General features: G+C 64.2%; 20 protein-coding genes. All 20 read left to right on the top strand.

Translation table 11 applies throughout. The features are described 5' to 3' along the window. Nucleotides 1-64: 64 nt before the first annotated feature. A complete protein-coding gene (locus ACK56M_RS20695; protein WP_225903922.1) occupies nucleotides 65-1282 on the top strand; it encodes a sensor histidine kinase in 1218 nt (405 codons plus the stop codon). Further along, complete coding sequence (locus ACK56M_RS20690) at nucleotides 1282-2637, top strand: sigma-54-dependent transcriptional regulator (protein ID WP_047595711.1); 1356 nt, start codon at nucleotides 1282-1284, stop codon at nucleotides 2635-2637. Before ACK56M_RS20695 ends, ACK56M_RS20690 begins: the two co-directional genes overlap by 1 nt. Before the next feature lie 224 nt (nucleotides 2638-2861). Then, nucleotides 2862-3194 carry a flagellar hook-basal body complex protein FliE gene (fliE, locus tag ACK56M_RS20685; RefSeq protein ID WP_013973606.1) on the top strand — a complete coding sequence of 111 codons (333 nt, stop codon included), beginning with the start codon at nucleotides 2862-2864 and terminating at the stop codon, nucleotides 3192-3194. 15 nt (nucleotides 3195-3209) lie between these two features. Beyond that, nucleotides 3210-4988, top strand: a complete 1779-nt coding sequence (fliF, locus tag ACK56M_RS20680) for a flagellar basal-body MS-ring/collar protein FliF (protein WP_015271219.1) — start codon at nucleotides 3210-3212, stop codon at nucleotides 4986-4988. Continuing rightward, nucleotides 4981-6000 carry a flagellar motor switch protein FliG gene (gene fliG, locus ACK56M_RS20675; protein WP_003257289.1) on the top strand — a complete coding sequence of 340 codons (1020 nt, stop codon included), beginning with the start codon at nucleotides 4981-4983 and terminating at the stop codon, nucleotides 5998-6000. Before fliF ends, fliG begins: the two co-directional genes overlap by 8 nt. A gap of 101 nt (nucleotides 6001-6101) precedes the next feature. Then, the gene (gene fliH, locus ACK56M_RS20670; protein ID WP_015271218.1) at nucleotides 6102-6896 is read left to right on the top strand and encodes a flagellar assembly protein FliH; all 795 of its coding nucleotides are present in this window, start codon (nucleotides 6102-6104) and stop codon (nucleotides 6894-6896) included. After that, on the top strand, nucleotides 6886-8244 hold the full coding sequence (fliI, locus tag ACK56M_RS20665) for a flagellar protein export ATPase FliI (RefSeq protein ID WP_015271217.1): 1359 nt from the start codon (nucleotides 6886-6888) through the stop codon (nucleotides 8242-8244). The genes fliH and fliI overlap by 11 nt, the downstream gene beginning before the upstream one ends. Before the next feature lie 6 nt (nucleotides 8245-8250). Beyond that, complete coding sequence (gene fliJ / locus ACK56M_RS20660) at nucleotides 8251-8703, top strand: flagellar export protein FliJ (protein WP_015271216.1); 453 nt, start codon at nucleotides 8251-8253, stop codon at nucleotides 8701-8703. A gap of 244 nt (nucleotides 8704-8947) precedes the next feature. Then, nucleotides 8948-9253 carry an STAS domain-containing protein gene (locus tag ACK56M_RS20655; RefSeq protein WP_015271215.1) on the top strand — a complete coding sequence of 102 codons (306 nt, stop codon included), beginning with the start codon at nucleotides 8948-8950 and terminating at the stop codon, nucleotides 9251-9253. Between the two features lie 8 nt (nucleotides 9254-9261). Next, entirely contained in the window at nucleotides 9262-10953 is a 1692-nt protein-coding gene (locus ACK56M_RS20650) for a fused response regulator/phosphatase (RefSeq protein WP_015271214.1), read from the top strand. Between the two features lie 48 nt (nucleotides 10954-11001). Next, complete coding sequence (locus tag ACK56M_RS20645; protein ID WP_043935791.1) at nucleotides 11002-11349, top strand: Hpt domain-containing protein; 348 nt, start codon at nucleotides 11002-11004, stop codon at nucleotides 11347-11349. A 72-nt stretch (nucleotides 11350-11421) separates the two neighbouring features. Continuing rightward, nucleotides 11422-12684, top strand: coding sequence for a flagellar hook-length control protein FliK (locus ACK56M_RS20640; RefSeq protein WP_137137638.1), 1263 nt, complete (start codon nucleotides 11422-11424; stop codon nucleotides 12682-12684). A gap of 186 nt (nucleotides 12685-12870) precedes the next feature. Next, the gene (fliL, locus tag ACK56M_RS20635; RefSeq protein WP_015271211.1) at nucleotides 12871-13368 is read left to right on the top strand and encodes a flagellar basal body-associated protein FliL; all 498 of its coding nucleotides are present in this window, start codon (nucleotides 12871-12873) and stop codon (nucleotides 13366-13368) included. A gap of 9 nt (nucleotides 13369-13377) precedes the next feature. Continuing rightward, nucleotides 13378-14346: a flagellar motor switch protein FliM gene (gene fliM / locus ACK56M_RS20630; RefSeq protein ID WP_013973595.1), complete on the top strand. Its 969-nt coding sequence runs from the start codon at nucleotides 13378-13380 to the stop codon at nucleotides 14344-14346. A gap of 47 nt (nucleotides 14347-14393) precedes the next feature. Then, entirely contained in the window at nucleotides 14394-14864 is a 471-nt protein-coding gene (gene fliN / locus ACK56M_RS20625; protein WP_003257291.1) for a flagellar motor switch protein FliN, read from the top strand. A 12-nt stretch (nucleotides 14865-14876) separates the two neighbouring features. After that, nucleotides 14877-15311 (top strand): flagellar biosynthetic protein FliO, encoded by a 435-nt coding sequence (gene fliO, locus ACK56M_RS20620; protein ID WP_043936227.1) that lies wholly within the window; start codon nucleotides 14877-14879, stop codon nucleotides 15309-15311. Further along, the gene (gene fliP / locus ACK56M_RS20615) at nucleotides 15311-16066 is read left to right on the top strand and encodes a flagellar type III secretion system pore protein FliP (RefSeq protein WP_003257293.1); all 756 of its coding nucleotides are present in this window, start codon (nucleotides 15311-15313) and stop codon (nucleotides 16064-16066) included. Before fliO ends, fliP begins: the two co-directional genes overlap by 1 nt. A 21-nt stretch (nucleotides 16067-16087) precedes the next feature. Beyond that, nucleotides 16088-16357 carry a flagellar biosynthesis protein FliQ gene (gene fliQ / locus ACK56M_RS20610; protein ID WP_003257294.1) on the top strand — a complete coding sequence of 90 codons (270 nt, stop codon included), beginning with the start codon at nucleotides 16088-16090 and terminating at the stop codon, nucleotides 16355-16357. Between the two features lie 7 nt (nucleotides 16358-16364). Further along, nucleotides 16365-17141 (top strand): flagellar biosynthetic protein FliR, encoded by a 777-nt coding sequence (gene fliR, locus ACK56M_RS20605; protein WP_015271209.1) that lies wholly within the window; start codon nucleotides 16365-16367, stop codon nucleotides 17139-17141. A 2-nt stretch (nucleotides 17142-17143) separates the two neighbouring features. Then, nucleotides 17144-18286, top strand: coding sequence for a flagellar biosynthesis protein FlhB (gene flhB / locus ACK56M_RS20600; protein WP_015271208.1), 1143 nt, complete (start codon nucleotides 17144-17146; stop codon nucleotides 18284-18286). Nucleotides 18287-18510: the final 224 nt, after the last annotated feature.

Below are 18510 nucleotides of genomic sequence, written 5' to 3'. Positions count from 1 at the left end.
CGGCTATTGCTACACCGCTGGCAACACACCGTTTTTATGACGGTCAGCCATGCGAGAGAGCAACATGCCCCAGGCCGCCCACATAACCCTAGCCCCCGATCCGCAGGGGCAGCCCCCGATCGAGCAGGACAGCCGCCAGGGTGTCGAGCAGGCCTTCGCCCTGTTCAATCAGGTCTCGAGCCAGCTGAGCCAGTCCTATAGCCTGCTGGAAGCCCGGGTCAGCGAACTCAAGGGCGAGCTGGCGGTGGTCAGCGCCCAGCGCATCGATGAACTGAGCGAAAAGGAACGCCTGGCCAACCGCCTGCAGAACCTGCTGGACCTGCTGCCCGGCGGGGTGATCGTGATCGATGGCCAGGGCCTGGTACGCGAAGCCAACCCGGCCGCCTGCGAATTGCTCGGCGAGCCGCTGGTCGGCCAGCTGTGGCGCCAGGTGATCGCTCGCAGCTTTGCCCCGCGCAAGGATGACGGTCACGAAGTCTCGCTGCGCGACGGCCGCCGTCTGTCCATTGCCACTCGCTCGCTGGATGCCGAACCTGGCCAGTTGGTGTTGCTCAACGACCTGACCGAAACCCGTCGCCTGCAAGACCAGCTGGCTCGCCACGAGCGCCTGTCTTCGCTGGGGCGCATGGTCGCCTCGCTGGCGCACCAGATCCGCACGCCACTGTCGGCGGCGATGCTCTACGCCAGCCACCTGGCTGATCCCGAACAAGACCTGAGCGCGGAAACCCGCCAGCGCTTTGCCGGGACCCTGAAAGAGCGCCTGCACGAATTGGAACACCAGGTGCGCGACATGCTGGTATTCGCTCGGGGCGAGCTGCCGCTGAATGATCGAGTCACGCCAAAAGCCTTGTTCCAGGCCCTGCAGCAGGCTGCCCAGGCGCATGTGCAAGGGCACGCCGTGCGCTGGCAGTGCGACAGCCACCTGGGTGAGCTGCTGTGCAACCGCGACACCCTGGTTGGTGCATTGCTCAACCTGATCGAAAATGCGCTGCAAGCCAGCGACGGCCCGGCGCGACTGAAGGTGCACCTGTTCCGTCGCGAGCGCAGCCTGCACCTGTGTGTAAGCGACGCCGGCAGTGGCATCGATGGCGACCTGCTCGGCCGCCTGGGCGAGCCGTTCCTGACCACCAAGGCCACTGGCACCGGCCTGGGCCTGGCCGTGGTCAAGGCCGTGGTGCGCGCGCACCAAGGTGCGCTGCGCCTGCGCTCCAGGGTTGGCCGTGGCACCTGTGTGCGGGTGGAGCTGCCGTTGATCGACGGGCAGCTGGCGGAGGGCATGTAATGACGATCAAGGTGCTGCTGGTCGAGGACGACCGCGTATTGCGCCAGGCGCTGGGCGATACCCTGGAAATCGGCGGCTTCGCCTATCAGGCGGTGGGCAGTGCCGAAGAAGCGCTGGAAGCGGTGCTGGAGGAGGCCTTCAGCCTGGTAGTCAGCGATGTGAACATGCCAGGCATGGATGGGCACCAACTGCTGGCCCAGCTGCGCCGCCAGCAACCGCAACTGCCCGTGTTGCTGATGACTGCGCATGCCGCGGTGGAGCGTGCCGTCGAGGCGATGCGCCAAGGCGCCGCCGACTATCTGGTCAAGCCGTTCGAGCCCAAGGCGTTGCTCAGCCTGGTCGAGCGGCATGCCGCCGGGCGCGTGGCTGAAGAAGAAGGCCCGGTGGCCTGCGAACCAGCCAGTCGACAGTTGCTGGAGCTGGCCGCGCGGGTGGCGCGCAGTGACTCGACCGTGCTGATTTCGGGCGAGTCCGGCACCGGCAAGGAAGTGCTGGCGCGCTTCATTCATCAGCAATCGTCGCGGGCGGCGCAGCCCTTCGTGGCGATCAATTGTGCTGCCATCCCCGACAACATGCTCGAGGCCACGCTGTTCGGCCACGAAAAGGGTGCCTTCACTGGCGCCATTGCCGCCCAGGCCGGCAAGTTCGAGCAGGCCGAGGGTGGCACCTTGCTGCTTGATGAGATCTCGGAGATGCCGATGGCCTTGCAGGCCAAGCTGCTGCGGGTGTTGCAGGAGCGCGAGGTGGAGCGGGTGGGTGGGCGCAAGCCGATCAGCCTGGATATCCGTGTGCTGGCTACTACCAACCGTGACCTGGCTGGCGAAGTGGCGGCCGGGCGTTTCCGTGAAGACCTCTACTACCGCCTTTCGGTGTTCCCCCTGGCCTGGCGCCCACTGCGCGAACGCCCGGGTGACATCCTGCAACTGGCCGAGCGCCTGTTGGCGCGTCACGTGGCCAAGATGAAGCACGCCCCGGTGCACCTGTCGCCCCAGGCCCGGGCCTGCCTGCAGGCGTATGCCTGGCCGGGCAACGTACGCGAACTGGACAACGCCCTGCAGCGGGCGCTGATCCTGCAGCAGGGCGGGGTGATCGAGGCGGCGGATTTTTGTCTGGCAGGCGCCATTCCATTGTCAGCCGGCATCGAGCCATCACCCGAGGTGGTGGCCGAGCCTGGCGGGCTGGGCGATGACATGCGTCGTCATGAGTACCAGATGATCATCGACACCCTGCGCGCCGAGCGCGGCCGCCGCAAAGAGGCGGCCGAACGCCTGGGGATCAGCCCGCGTACCTTGCGCTACAAGCTGGCGCAGATGCGCGATGCCGGGTTTGACGTCGAGGCCAGCCTGTTCGGCTGACAAAAACCTCAGAGCTTGCGCAGCCTTTGTAGGAGCAGCCTTGTGCTGCGAAGAGGCCAGCAAGGCAGAAGGTGGTCTGTTGCATCAAAGGCCCCTTTCGCAGCACAAGGCTGCTCCTACAGTGAACCAAGGTGCGCGTGCCAAGGCTGGCACCTTTGTTGCTTTAGGTTGGCTATCCGCCGCATCACTGTCAAAAAAATGCGGCCGCAGGAGAGAGAAGGGTCATGAGCCAAGGTGTTGAATTCAATCGTCTGATGCTGGACATGCGGGCCATGCAGGCCGATGCCATGTCGCTGCCCAAGGTGGCCGCCGCTCCCGAGCTGGCACCGGGGCAGAGTACCTTTGCCGACATGCTCGGCCAGGCCATCGGCAAGGTGCATGAGACTCAGCAGGCTTCGACCCAGCTGGCCAACGCCTTCGAGATCGGCAAGAGTGGTGTCGACCTGACCGATGTGATGATCGCTTCGCAAAAGGCCAGCGTGTCGATGCAGGCCCTGACCCAGGTACGCAACAAGCTGGTCCAGGCGTACCAGGACATCATGCAGATGCCGGTTTGAGGACGGACGTAAACCATGGCTGAAGCAGTCGTCGACAACGCCCCTGCCAAGAGCGGCCCGCCCGCGGCCAAGCCGCCGCTGTTCGGCATGGCGTTTCTGGAAAATATCGCGCAGATGCCCATGCTGCGTCAGATCGGCCTTCTGGTCGGCCTGGCCGCCAGCGTGGCGATCGGCTTTGCCGTGGTACTGTGGTCGCAACAACCTGATTACCGTCCGCTGTACGGCAGCCTGGCGGGCATGGACACCAAGCAGGTCATGGATACCCTGGCCGCTGCCGACATCCCCTACAACGTCGAGCCCAACTCCGGGGCTCTGCTGGTCAAGGCCGACGACCTCTCCCGTGCGCGCCTGAAACTGGCGGCCGCCGGCGTGGCGCCAAGCGATGGCAACGTCGGTTTCGAATTGCTCGACAAGGAGCAGGGCCTGGGCACCAGCCAGTTCATGGAAGCCACCCGTTACCGTCGCAGCCTGGAAGGCGAGCTGGCGCGTACCGTGTCCAGCCTGAACAACGTCAAGGGCGCGCGCGTGCACCTGGCCATCCCGAAAAGCTCGGTGTTCGTGCGTGACGAACGCAAGCCCAGCGCCTCGGTACTGGTCGAGTTGTACCCGGGCCGTGCCCTGGAAGCCGGGCAGGTGATGGCCATCGTCAACCTGGTCGCCACCAGCGTGCCGGAACTGGACAAGTCCCAGGTCACCGTGGTCGATCAGAAGGGCAACCTGCTGTCCGAGCAGATCCAGGACACCGCCCTGACCCAGGCAGGCAAGCAGTTCGACTACAGCCGCCGGGTAGAAAGCATGCTCACCCAGCGGGTACACAACATCCTGCAGCCGGTGCTGGGCAATGACCGCTACAAGGCCGAAGTGTCTGCCGACCTCGACTTCAGTGCGGTCGAGTCCACCTCCGAGCAGTTCAACCCCGACCAGCCGGCACTGCGCAGCGAGCAGTCGGTCGACGAACAGCGTGCCAGCAGCCAGGGGCCGCAAGGTGTCCCCGGCGCACTGAGCAACCAGCCGCCAGGCCCGGCCTCGGCACCGCAGACCACCGGTGGTGCCGCTACCCCGGCCGCGGCCATCCAGCCTGGCCAGCCGCTGGTGGATGCCAACGGCCAGCAGATCATGGACCCGGCCACCGGCCAGCCGATGCTCGCGCCGTACCCGTCGGACAAGCGCCAGCAAAGTACCAAGAACTTCGAGCTGGACCGCTCCATCAGCCACACCCGCCAGCAGCAGGGGCGCATGACCCGCCTGTCGGTGGCGGTGGTGGTGGACGACCAGGTCAAGATCGACCCGGCCACCGGCGACGCCACCCGTGCGCCATGGGGCGCCGAGGACCTGGCACGCTTCACTCGCCTGGTACAGGACGCGGTCGGCTTCGATGCCAGCCGTGGCGACAGTGTGACGGTGATCAACGTGCCGTTCGCCGCCGACCGTGGCGAAGAGATCGCCGATATCGCCTTCTACCAGCAGCCGTGGTTCTGGGACATCGTCAAGCAAGTGCTGGGCGTGGTGTTCATCCTGGTGCTGGTGTTCGGTGTGCTGCGCCCGGTGCTGAACAACATTACAGGGGGCGGCAAGCAGGCTGCCTCGGATAGCGACATGGAGCTGGGCGGCATGATGGGTCTGGATGGCGAACTGGCCAACGACCGCGTCACTCTGGGTGGCCCGACAAGCATTCTGCTGCCTAGCCCGAACGAGGGTTACGAGGCACAGCTCAACGCAATCAAAGGCCTGGTGGCCGAAGACCCGGGCCGCGTTGCCCAGGTCGTGAAAGAGTGGATCAACGCCGATGAGTGATAACCGAGCCGTTACCGCCAAGCTGAGCCGCGTCGACAAGGCGGCGATCCTCCTGCTTTCGCTGGGCGAGACCGATGCCGCCCAGGTGCTGCGGCACATGGGGCCCAAGGAAGTGCAGCGTGTGGGTGTGGCCATGGCGCAGATGGGCAATGTGCACCGTGAACAGGTCGAACAGGTGATGAGCGAGTTCGTCGAAATCGTCGGCGACCAGACCAGCCTGGGCGTGGGCTCCGATGCCTATATCCGCAAGATGCTCAATCAGGCCCTGGGCGAGGACAAGGCCAACGGCCTGGTCGACCGCATCCTGCTCGGTGGCAACACCAGCGGCCTGGACAGCCTGAAGTGGATGGAGCCGCGCGCCGTTGCCGACGTGATCCGCTACGAGCACCCGCAGATCCAGGCCATCGTGGTTGCCTACCTCGACCCCGACCAGGCTGGCGAAGTGCTGAGCAACTTCGACCATAAGGTGCGCCTGGACATCGTCCTGCGCGTGTCGTCGCTGAACACCGTGCAGCCGGCGGCGCTGAAGGAGCTGAACCAGATCCTCGAGAAGCAGTTCTCGGGCAACTCCAACGCGGCGCGTACCACCTTGGGTGGCATCAAGCGCGCCGCCGACATCATGAACTTCCTCGACAGCTCGGTGGAAGGTGCACTGATGGACGCGATCCGCGAAATCGACAGCGACCTGTCGGAGCAGATCGAAGACCTGATGTTCGTCTTCAACAACCTGGCCGATGTCGACGACCGTGGCATCCAGGCACTGCTGCGCGAAGTCTCGTCCGATGTGCTGGTGGTGTCGCTCAAGGGCGCCGACGAGCGGGTCAAGGACAAGATCTTCAAGAACATGTCCAAACGTGCCTCGGAGCTGTTGCGCGACGACCTGGAGGCCAAGGGGCCGGTACGGGTCAGCGATGTGGAAACGGCGCAGAAGGAAATCCTCACCATCGCCCGCCGCATGGCCGAGGCCGGCGAGATCGTGCTCGGCGGCAAGGGCGCCGAGGAAATGATCTGAGGTATTCGCGATCTGAAGGCCGACGCCGCCCCTTGTGGGAGCGGGTAAACCCGCTTCCATAAGGACCGTGTCGGCTGAACATGGTTTGAGAACATGACAGCATGCCCACCAAAGAACATCACCCCAGCGACCTGATCCGCGCCCGCGACCTCGAGGGCGTGGACGTATGGGCGCTGCCCAGCTTCGACCCGGAACCCGAGCCTGAGCCCGAACCGGAGCCGGAACCCGAGGTAGTCGAGGAAGAAGTCGAGGAAGTGCCGCTGGAAGAAGTCCAGCCGCTGACCCTGGAAGAACTCGAGGCCATCCGCCAGGAAGCCTACAACGAAGGCTTTGCCACCGGTGAGCGCGAGGGCTTCCATAGCACCCAGCTCAAGGTCCGCCAGGAAGCCGAAGAGGCCCTGAAGACCAAGCTGGAAAGCCTCGACCGGCTGATGACCAACCTGATGGAACCGATCGCCGAGCAGGACACGCAGATCGAGAAGGCACTGGTCCACCTGGTCGCTCACATGACCCGCCAGGTAATCGGTCGCGAACTGCGGAGTGATTCCAGCCAGATCACCCAGGTACTGCGCGAAGCGCTCAAGCTGCTGCCCATGGGCGCTGACAATATCCGCATCCATCTCAACCCGCAGGATTTCGAGCTGGCCAAGGCCCTGCGCGAGCGCCATGAGGAAAGCTGGCGGCTGCTAGAAGACAGCGCGCTGCTGCCGGGCGGCTGCCGTATCGAGACCGCGCACAGCCGCATCGACGCGACCATGGAAACCCGCATCGAGAAAGCCGTGGCGCAACTGTTCGATCAGTTGCACGACCATTCGCTGCACCCGGCAGCGCCGGACATGTCGGTAGACCTGGACAGCCTGCCAGAGCGTGCCGTGGGTAGCCCGGATGCATCTTGAACGCACCAGCTTCGGCAAACGCCTGGGCAGTTATGCCGAGGCCATCGAACTGCCGGCCCAGCCCATCGTCGAAGGCCGCCTGCTGCGCATGGTTGGCCTCACCCTGGAAGCCGAAGGCCTGCGCGCTGCAGTCGGCAGCCGCTGCCTGGTAATCAACGACGACAGCTACCACCCGGTGCAGGTGGAGGCCGAAGTCATGGGCTTTGCCGGGCCCAAGGTATTCCTCATGCCGGTCGGCAGCATTGTCGGCATCGCCCCCGGCGCGCGGGTGGTGCCGCTGGATGACAGCGGCCGCCTGCCCATGGGCATGAGCATGCTCGGCAGGGTGCTCGACGGCGCCGGTCGCGCGCTGGATGGCAAGGGCGGGATGAAGGCCGAGGACTGGGTGCCGATGGACGGCCCGGTGATCAACCCGTTGAACCGCGACCCCATCAGCAAGCCGCTGGACGTGGGAATTCGCAGCATCAATGGCCTGCTCACGGTCGGTCGCGGCCAGCGCTTGGGCCTGTTCGCCGGTACCGGTGTGGGCAAGTCGGTGTTGCTGGGCATGATGACCCGCTTCACCGAAGCCGAAATCATCGTCGTCGGCCTGATCGGCGAGCGGGGTCGCGAGGTCAAGGAATTCATCGAGCATATCCTGGGTGAGGAAGGCCTCAAGCGCTCGGTGGTGGTCGCTTCGCCCGCCGACGATGCGCCGCTGATGCGTCTGCGCGCCGCCATGTACTGCACACGTATTGCTGAGTACTTCCGCGACAAGGGCAAGAACGTGCTGTTGCTGATGGACTCGCTGACCCGTTTCGCCCAGGCCCAGCGTGAAATCGCCCTGGCCATCGGCGAGCCGCCGGCCACCCGGGGTTACCCGCCGTCGGTGTTCGCCAAGCTGCCCAAGCTGGTGGAGCGGGCCGGCAACGGCGAGCCAGGTGGTGGTTCGATCACCGCGTTCTATACCGTGTTGTCCGAGGGCGACGACCAGCAGGACCCGATTGCCGACGCGGCGCGTGGTGTGCTCGATGGCCACTTCGTGCTGTCGCGGCGGTTGGCCGAGGAAGGCCATTACCCGGCTATCGACATCGAAGCCTCGATCAGTCGGGTCATGCCTCAGGTGGTCGATGCCGACCATTTGCGCCAGGCGCAAAAGTTCAAGCAGCTGTGGTCGCGCCTGTCGCAAAGCCGTGACCTGATCAGTGTGGGGGCCTACGTGGCGGGTGGCGACCCGGAAACCGATCTGGCCATTGCCCTGCAGTCGAAGCTGGTGGAGTTTTTGCGCCAGGGCCTGCGCGAGAGCGTGGGCATGGCGCAAAGCCGCGAACAGTTGGGGGCGATCTTTGCGCCCCCGGCGGGCGGTTGATAGGCCATGGCGCTGCCCGGACGTGCCGCGCGCCTGGCGCCGGTGGTGGACATGGCCGAAGAGGCCGAGCGCCAGGCGGCCCAGCGCCTTGGGCAGTTCCAGCAGCAGGTGGCCGCGGCCCAGGCCAAGCTTGCCGAGCTCGAGCGGTTTCGCGAGGATTACCAGTTGCAGTGGATCAACCGCGGCGGGCAGGGGGTAAACGGTAGCTGGCTGGTCAATTACCAGCGCTTCCTCGGGCAGCTGGAAACGGCCATGACCCAGCAGCGCCAGAGCCTGGTCTGGCACCAGAACAACCTCAACAACGCCCGAGGCACCTGGCAGCAGGCCTATGCCCGGGTGGAAGGCCTGCGCAAGCTGGTACAGCGCTATCTGGAGGAAGCCCGGCGGGCCGAAGACAAGCGCGAGCAGCGCTTGCTTGACGAGCTGTCACAACGCCTGCCGCGGCAGAATCACCTTTAAGCTGCCCATTGGGCTTGCGCGGTACCCTGTAGGAGCGGCCTTGTGTCGCGAAAGGGGCGCGCAGCGGCCCCAGGATTTCAGCTTCGCAGCAAATATCGCCGGGGCCGCTCTGCGGCCCTTTCGCGACACAAGGCCGCTCCTACACTGGGTGCACCGCATATGGGAATGGCATGCTTGCCACCCCCGGCATCGCCTGCTAAACCTTTAAGGAGTTGCATCCGCCATCATCGAAGGAATCGCTAGCATGGCAGTCGAGACGGATTTTTCGCAGGACGGGAAAAAGCTGACAATAAAGATCAAGGGGCGCTTCGATTTCGGCAAGCACCAGGAATTTCGCGACGCCTACGAACGCCAGCCCAACCGGCCAGATTCGGTGGTCGTCGACCTGAAGGACACTACCTACCTCGACAGTTCCGCGCTCGGCATGCTGCTGTTGCTACGTGACCATGCGGGCGGCGATGAGTCGGATGTGCGTGTGGTGCATGCCAGCTCCGACGTGCGCAAGATCCTCGCCATCTCCAATTTCGAAAAGCTCTTCGATATCAGTTGAGCGCCGACATGCCGGCCGAACAGGCGTTGACCGTGCTGGTGGCTGAAGACGGTGCCGCCGACCTCCTGCTGCTGGCGCAGATCGTGCGCCGTCAAGGTCATCAGGTACTTACCGCGGAAAACGGCGAGCAGGCGGTGGCGTTGTTCGTCGAGCGGCGCCCGCAACTGGTGCTGCTGGATGCGCTGATGCCGGTGATGGACGGCTTCGAGGCGGCGCGGCAGATCAAGGCCCTGGCCGGCGAAGCGCTGGTGCCGATCATTTTCCTGACTTCATTGAACGAGGAGGAAGGCCTGGTGCGCTGCCTGGAGGCAGGGGGCGACGACTTCATGGCCAAGCCCTACAGTGCGGTGATTCTCGGCGCCAAGATCCGCGCCATGGACCGCCTGCGCCGGCTGCAGGCCACCGTGATGGAGCAGCGTGACCAGATTGCCCGGCACCACCACCACCTGCTCAACGAGCAGCGGGTTGCCAAGGCGGTGTTCGACAAGGTGGCCCATTCCGGCTGCCTTGCCGCGCCCAACATCCGCTACCTGCAATCGCCGTATGCGCTGTTCAATGGCGACCTGATGCTGGCCGCGTTCACTCCGTCCGGTGACATGCGAGTGCTTCTCGGCGATTTTACCGGCCACGGCCTGCCAGCGGCGGTAGGGGCGATGCCGCTGGCTGAAGTGTTCTACGGCATGACTGCCAAGGGCTACGGCATGGCGCAGGTCCTGCGCGAGATGAACGCCAAGCTCAAGCGCATCCTGCCGGTGGACATGTTCTGTTGTGCGCTGCTGCTCAACCTGAGCATGCAGCGCGGTTCGGTGGAGGTGTGGAATGGCGGCATGCCTGATGGCTATCGCCTGGCAGTAGATGGCCAGGTGCTGTCGGCGCTGGGTTCGCGGCACCTGCCGCTGGGCATCCTGAACGCCGAGCGTTTCGATGACAGTACCGAAGTGTTGCCGATGGCGCCGGGTGAACGCCTGCTGCTGCTGTCGGACGGCGTGCTCGACACGGCCGACGACCAGGAGCGCCTGTTCGGTGTGCAGCGCCTGCACAGGGTGCTGGCCGACAACCGTGACCCGGCGCGGCTGTTCGACGAAGTGATGCAGGCTCTGGAGCGCTTTGGCGGGCGCCCGCGCGATGACATCAGTCTGTGCGACATTCGTATGTTCAGTGCCGAGGAGCGGGTGCCGGCGCCGATGATCTACTCTGATAGCGGTCGTTCCAGCCCGCTGGACTGGTCGCTGGGGTTCGAAGTGCGGGGCGAGAGCCTCAAGCGCTTCAACCCGGTGCCGTATCTGGTGCAGTTGTTGCAAGAGATTCACGGCCTGCGTGCGCGCACCGGCAACCTGCACAGTGTGCTCAGCGAGCTGTATTCAAACGCCCTGGAGCATGGCGTGCTGGGTCTGGACTCGCAGCTCAAGCGCGATAGACAAGGCTTTGCCGACTATTATCAGGAACGCGCCCGGCGCCTTGGGGTGCTGACCGACGGTTACGTGCGCATCGATTTCAAGGTTGAACCGCATGCCGACGGCGGGCGTCTGATGATCGAGGTCCGTGACAGTGGTGCCGGGTTCGATGTGCAGCGCGTGCTGTCGCGGCCCACGCTGGAGCAGGGGCTGAGTGGGCGTGGCCTGAATTTGGTAAGGCGGCTGGCCAGCAGCGCTTGCTGGAGTGAGGGCGGGCGTTGCGCGCATGTGGAGTTCGTCTGGTGAGCCACGGGTTGGCTCGGGCATAATCTGGCTTGATCAAGGAGTGAACAAGTGACTGACATGCATATTGACCATAAGGTACTCAGCGACCTGCGTGAGGTCATGGAAGATGGCTACCTGCAGTTGGTGCAAACCTTTCTTGACGACTCCGAACGGCGCCTGGGCCAGCTGCATGCGGCCAAAAGTGCCGAAGAGCTCGGTTCTGCGGCCCACAGTTTCAAGGGCAGCAGCAGCAACATGGGCGCGATTGCATTGGCCAGCCTGTGTCAGCAACTGGAGGAGCGCGCGCGGCGGCCTCCGCTGTATGGCATCGAGGACCTGATCAACCGCATCGACCTGGAGTTCGTCGAGGTGCAGCGCTTCTACCGAGGTGAGCAGCAACGCATTTCGGCGGGTTGATACACGACTTGGCGCGAGTCTTGCCTGTCTCTGGCTGGATGATTTTTTTGTTTCTGGCGCGGAGACCGCTCGATGCCTGTCGCACCCAACCCATTGTTGCAAGGCAACGCCATTGCCAACACCTCGCGTTCTGCCGCCGCACAGGCCGACAAGCCGCTGCAGGCGCCGGGCGACAAGGGCGACGGCTTTGGCCAGGTGATGGCCCGGCAGGGCCGCGACAAGGCCGCGGGGCAGGACGACAAGGTCGCTCAGGCCAAGCCCAAGGACAAGCTTGAAGCGGCACAGGGCGGCAAGAAAGGCGCTGCCGACAAACCCGCGGTTGCCGATGACGGCAAACAATTGCCAGCCGACGACCAGGCCCAGGCCGACACCGGCTTGCGCGATGCCAGCCTGGTGGCCGGCCAGGTAACCGACGCCCAGCCTGGCGCTCAGCTGATCCAGGCGCAGGCCGAGGCGGTGGCGCCGGTGTTGCAGGCCGCCGCAGCGCAGGTCACCGCCGAGCTGCCCGAGGAGCCGGCCGCCGAGGAAGCCTTCGATCCCGACGCCGACCCTCTGGCCAACCTGCCGACCTTGCGCCTGGCGCTGGAGCAAAGTGCCCAGGCCAAGGGGGCGACCTCGGCACATGCCCTGGATCCTTCGCAGGCTCAGGGCGAGGAGGGTCAGGCCGCCGTCAATACCTTGGCGAATCTGGTCGAGAATGCCGAGGGTGAAACGGGCGAGCCTGGCGACAAGGCCTTTGCTGCCTTGCTCGAAGATGGTCTGAAGGACACCAAGGGCGCCGGCAGCGATACGCGCATCGACGATTTCGCCAACCGCCTGGCCAGCCTGACCCAGGCCGCGACGGCCAAGACCGCCAATGCCGTGCCGGCCAACGCCAGCCCGTTGCACCAACCGCTGCCGATGAACCAGAACGCTTGGGCCGAGGGCCTGGTCAACCGGGTCATGTACCTGTCCAGCCAGAACCTCAAGTCGGCGGATATCCAGCTGGAGCCAGCGGAACTGGGCCGTCTGGACATTCGCGTCAATGTTGCGACGGACCAGTCGACCCAGGTCACCTTCATCAGCGGCCACGCCGGCGTGCGTGACGCCCTCGACAGCCAGGTGCACCGGCTGCGCGAGCTGTTCGCCCAGCAGGGGCTGGCACAGCCGGATGTCAACGTGGCCGACCAGTCGCGCGGGCAGCAGCAACAGCAGCAGGGGCAGGCGCAGGGCAGCAACCTGTCCGGGGTGGCGGCGCGCCGGGCCGAGCAGGGCGGGGCAGAGGCAGTCGATAGCGCCCGGCCTGTGGAGCAGCAGGTGGTTGTTGGCGACAGTGCGGTCGATTATTACGCCTGATGTTTCTTTTTTCCGAACCGACCTCTTCGCAGCACAAGGCTGCTCCTACAAAGGAATGCGTTCCCTGTAGGAGCAGCCTTGTGCTGCGAAGAGGTCGGTTCAGGCATTCCAGTTCCATTCTGGCATAACACTTGCTAAAGCCAAGCCATCCTCCCTTGAACCCCCGATGGACGACGGATTATTGGCATGGCGAAGAGCGAAGCAGTCAAAGACCCCGCCACTAAAGGCAAACTCAAGCTGATCCTGCTGGCAGTAGTGGGCCTGTTGCTGGCGATCGGCCTTTCGGTGGGCGCTACCTGGTTCATCATGCACAAGAGCGAGCCAGCCCCAGCCGCCGACCCTGCAGCCAGCAACGTCAAGCCAGCGGCCATCTACGAAGCATTGGCCCCGGCCTTCGTGGTCAACTTCAACCAGAACGGTCGCCAGCGCTACATGCAGGTGAGCATCACCCTGCAAGCGCGCAACCAGGCCGACCTGGATGCGCTCAAGGTGCACATGCCGGTCATCCGCAACAACCTGGTGATGATGTTCTCCGGGCAAGGCTTCGACACCCTGGCCGGTAGCCCGGTGGGACAGGAAATGCTGCGCCAGAAGGCCACTGCAGTGGTCCAGGAAGTGGCGCAGAAGGAAGTCGGCAAGCCGGTCGTCGACCAGTTGCTGTTCACCAATTTCGTATTGCAGTAGGAGTCCGCAATGGCCGTACAGGACCTGCTGTCCCAGGATGAAATCGATGCCCTGTTGCATGGCGTCGACGACGGGCTGGTGCAGACCGAGAGTGCATCCGAGCCTGGCAGCATCAAAAGCTACGACCTGACCAGTCAGGACCGTATCGTGCGGGGTCGCATGCCGACCCTGGAAATGATCAACGAGCGCTTCGCCCGTTACACCCGTATCAGCATGTTCAACCTGCTGCGCCGCTCCGCCGACGTGGCGGTGGGTGGCGTGCAGGTGATGAAGTTCGGTGAATACGTGCACTCGCTGTACGTGCCGACCAGCCTCAACCTGGTCAAGATCAAGCCGCTGCGCGGCACTTCGCTGTTCATCCTCGATGCCAAGCTGGTGTTCAAGCTGGTGGACAACTTCTTCGGCGGCGATGGCCGCCATGCCAAGATCGAAGGCCGCGAGTTCACCCCCACTGAATTGCGCGTGGTGCGCATGGTGCTGGACCAGTGCTTCGTCGACCTCAAGGAAGCCTGGCAGGCAATCATGCCGGTCACCTTCGAGTACATGAACTCCGAGGTCAACCCGGCCATGGCCAACATCGTCGGCCCCAGCGAGGCGGTGGTGGTGTCCACCTTCCACATCGAGCTGGACGGCGGTGGCGGCGACCTGCACGTGACCATGCCGTACTCGATGATCGAGCCGGTGCGGGAAATGCTCGACGCCGGTTTCCAGTCCGACCTGGACGACCAGGACGAGCGCTGGGTCAAGGCCCTGCGCGAGGACGTGCTGGACGTGGCCGTGCCGCTGACCGCCACCGTAGCCCGGCGCCAGCTGAAGCTGCGCGACATCCTGCATATGCAGCCTGGCGACGTGATCCCGGTGGAGCTGCCCGAGCACCTGGTGCTGCGTGCCAACGGCGTGCCGTCGTTCAAGGCGCGCCTGGGTTCGCACAAGGGCAACCTGGCGCTGCAGATCATCGACCCGATCGAACGCCGCTGACGGCGTGCCGGTCGCACATAACGAATTGAATGCCTGTCGAGGAAACCATGGCTAACGAAAACGAGATCACCTCCGCAGAGGACCAGGCACTGGCCGATGAATGGGCTGCGGCACTGGAAGAAACCGGTGCGGCCGGCCAGGCCGATATCGATGCACTGCTGGGTGGTGACACCGGAAGCAGCACCGGCGGCGCGGGCCGCCTGCCGATGGAGGAGTTCGCCAGCTCGCCGAAGCCGAACGAAAACGTCAGCCTCGAAGGCCCTAACCTGGACGTGATCCTGGATATCCCGGTGAACATTTCCATGGAAGTGGGCAGCACCGAGATCAACATCCGCAACCTGCTGCAGCTCAACCAGGGCTCGGTGATCGAGCTCGACCGCCTGGCCGGCGAACCGCTTGACGTGCTGGTCAACGGCACGCTGATCGCCCATGGCGAGGTGGTGGTGGTCAACGAGAAGTTCGGCATCCGCCTGACCGACGTGATCAGCCCCAGCGAACGTATCAAGAAGCTGCGCTGAGTGAAGGGCACGATGCGCGCCATCGCGGCGGCTGCCGCGCTGCTCGCCAGCCAGGCTTGCCTGGCAGCGGCCACGCCGGCGGCAACCCCGGCAACCGCGCCTGGCAGCCTGGGTGGGCAGCTGGCGCAGATGGTCTTCGGCCTGCTGCTGGTGGTCGGCCTGATCTTCTTCCTGGCCTGGTTGCTGCGGCGCATGCAAAGCACGGCGGTAAAGGGCGGGCAGGTGATCGAGATCGTCGGCAGCCGGGCCATCGGCCCGCGTGATCGGCTGCTGCTGGTGCAAGTGGGCAAGGAGCAGATCCTGATTGGCCATACCCCTGGCAGCATCGAGGCCCTGCATGTGCTGGCCGAACCCGTGGAAGTGCCTGAAAACGCCCGCCAGGCGACGCCGGAGTTTGCCCAGCGGCTGATGGAGCTGATGGGCAAGGACCCTAAGGACAAGAAGTGATGAGTGGCGCGCTGCGTGTGTTGTTGACTCTGGCGCTGCTGCTGGCTGCGCCGCTGGCCCTGGGTGCCGACCCGCTGTCGATCCCGGCCATTACCCTGTCCAATACCGCGGACGGGCAGCAGGAGTATTCGGTCAGCCTGCAGATCCTGCTGATCATGACAGCGCTCAGCTTCATCCCGGCGTTCGTCATCCTGATGACCAGCTTCACCCGCATCATCATCGTGTTCTCGATCCTGCGTCAGGCCCTGGGCCTGCAGCAGACGCCGTCGAACCAGCTGCTGACCGGCATGGCGCTGTTCCTGACCATGTTCATCATGGCGCCGGTGTTCGACCGGGTGAACCAGGACGCCCTGCAGCCGTACTTGAAGGAGCAGATGACCGCCCAGCAGGCCATCGACAAGGCCCAAGGGCCGCTCAAGGACTTCATGCTGGCACAAACCCGGCAAAGCGACCTCGACCTGTTCATGCGCCTGTCCAAGCGTACCGACATCGCCGGCCCGGACCAGGTGCCGCTGACGATCCTGGTGCCGGCGTTCGTGACATCCGAGCTGAAGACCGCGTTCCAGATCGGTTTCATGATCTTCATCCCGTTCCTGATCATCGACATGGTGGTAGCCAGCGTGCTGATGGCCATGGGCATGATGATGCTGTCGCCGCTGATCATCTCGCTGCCGTTCAAGATCATGCTGTTCGTGCTGGTCGATGGCTGGGCGCTGATCATGGGTACCCTGGCCAGCAGTTTCGGCGGCGTCTGACGCCGTCAAGGAGAGCCGCCGATGACACCTGAAGTCGCTGTCGACCTGTTCCGTGATGCCTTGTGGCTGACCACCCTGATGGTCGCCATACTGGTGGTGCCCAGCCTGCTGGTGGGCCTGGTGGTGGCCATGTTCCAGGCCGCCACCCAGATCAACGAACAGACCTTGAGTTTCCTGCCGCGCCTGCTTGTAATGCTGGTCACGCTGATCATCGCCGGGCCGTGGCTGGTGCAGAAGTTCATGGAGTACTTCACCAGTCTCTATACCAACATTCCTCAGCTGATCGGTTGACGCGCCGATGCTGGAGCTGACCGACACGCAGATCGGCACCTGGGTCGCGACCTTCATCCTGCCGTTGTTCCGGGTGACGGCGGTGCTGATGACCATGCCGATCTTCGGCACCCGTATGCTGCCGGCGCGGGTGCGCCTGTACGTGGCAGTGGCCATCACGGTGGTGATCGTCCCGGCCCTGCCGCCCTTGCCCGAGTTCGACCCGTTGAGCCTGCGCGGCCTGCTGCTGTGTGCCGAGCAGGTCATCGTCGGGGCGTTGTTCGGGTTGTCGTTGCAGTTGCTGTTCCAGGCTTTCGTGATCGCAGGCCAGATCGTCGCGGTGCAGATGGGTATGGCCTTCGCATCGATGGTCGACCCGGCCAACGGCGTCAACGTCGCGGTGATCAGCCAGTTCATGACCATGCTGGTGAGTGTGCTGTTCCTGCTGATGAACGGCCATCTGGTGGCGTTCGAGGTACTGACCGAAAGCTTCACCACCTTGCCGGTAGGCAACGCGCTGGTGGTCAATCAGTTCTGGGAGCTGGCGGGGCGCCTGGGTTGGGTGTTCGGTGCCGGCCTGCTGCTGATCCTGCCGGCTATCGCCGCGCTGCTGGTGGTGAACATCGCTTTTGGCGTAATGACGCGTGCCGCGCCGCAGTTGAACATTTTCTCCATCGGTTTTCCGCTGACCCTGGTCATGGGCATGTTCATTTTCTGGGTCGGCCTGGCCGACATACTTTCCCATTACCAGGCATTGGCCAGCGAAGCGCTGCAATGGCTGCGTGATCTGGCAAGGGCGCGCTGAGCATGGCGGAAAGCGAAAGCGGTCAGGACAAGACAGAAGAACCCACCGACAAGCGCAAGCGCGATGCCCGCGAGAAAGGCGAGATCGCGCGTTCCAAGGAGCTGAACACGGTGGCGGTGACCTTGGCCGGCGCCGGTGGCCTGCTGGCGTTCGGCGGCCACCTGGCCGAGACACTGCTGGCGATCATGCGCATGAACTTCAGCCTGACCCGCGACTTCATCGTCGATGAACGTGCCATGGGTGCCTTCCTGCTGGCCTCGGGCAAGATGGCCATCTGGGCGGTGCAGCCGATCTTGATCCTGTTGTTCGTGATTTCCTTCGTCGCGCCGATAGTCCTGGGCGGTTTCCTGTTCTCCGGTAGCCTGCTGCAGCCGAAATTCAGCCGCATGAATCCCCTGTCGGGGATCAAGCGCATGTTCTCGATGAACGCCTTGACCGAGCTATTGAAGGCGCTCGCCAAGTTTTTCGTGATCCTGGTCGTGGCGGTGGTGGTGCTGGTCAACGACCGCCAGGCGCTGCTTGCGATCGCCAATGAGCCGTTGGAGCAGGCGATCATCCATAGCCTGCAGGTGGTGGGCTGGAGCGCGTTGTGGATGTCGGCCGGGCTGCTGTTGATTGCGGCGGCGGACGTGCCGTTCCAGCTGTGGCAGACGCACAACAAGCTGAAGATGACCAAGCAGGAAATCAAGGACGAATACAAGGACAGCGAAGGCAAGCCCGAGGTCAAGCAGCGTATCCGCCAGCTTCAGCGTGAGGCTTCGCAGCGGCGCATGATGGCGGCTGTCCCCGAAGCCGACGTGATCATCACCAACCCGACGCATTATGCGGTGGCCTTGCAATACGACCCTGAGAAAGGCGGGGCAGCGCCGTTGCTGCTGGCCAAGGGGACGGATTTCATTGCCCTTAAGATTCGCGAGATTGGGGTGGAGCACAAGGTCCAGATCCTCGAATCGCCGGCGTTGGCGCGGGCGATCTACTACTCCACCGAGCTCGAGCAGGAAATCCCTGCCGGGCTTTACCTGGCGGTGGCGCAGGTGCTGGCCTATGTGTTCCAGATCCGCCAGTACAGGGCTGGCAAGGGCAAGCGGCCAGAGCCGCTGAAGGACGACCTGCCGATTCCGCCGGACCTGCGTCGCGATAGTTGACCGGTGTTCGCCATGCCATTTCAGCGCCTGTGAAATCGAGCGCCGCCCACGCGGCGCTTCGCGGGGCAAGCCCGCTCCCACATTTGTTGCAACGTGCCAAACCTGTCAGGCCATGGTTGCCTGCCTTGGTGGGATGACTGGATTTCTGAGTTGGCATTGCTGCTGCATCACCTATCTCAAGCCCTGCACCCCGGCTGACAACACCTCTCCCACAGGCATGGCCA

It is taken from the genome of Pseudomonas sp. s4 (assembly GCF_046764235.1).
Lineage (GTDB): Bacteria > Pseudomonadota > Gammaproteobacteria > Pseudomonadales > Pseudomonadaceae > Aquipseudomonas > Aquipseudomonas asiatica.
Note: the sequence above shows the minus strand (reverse complement) of the source record. Positions and strands in the feature narration are given on the sequence as shown.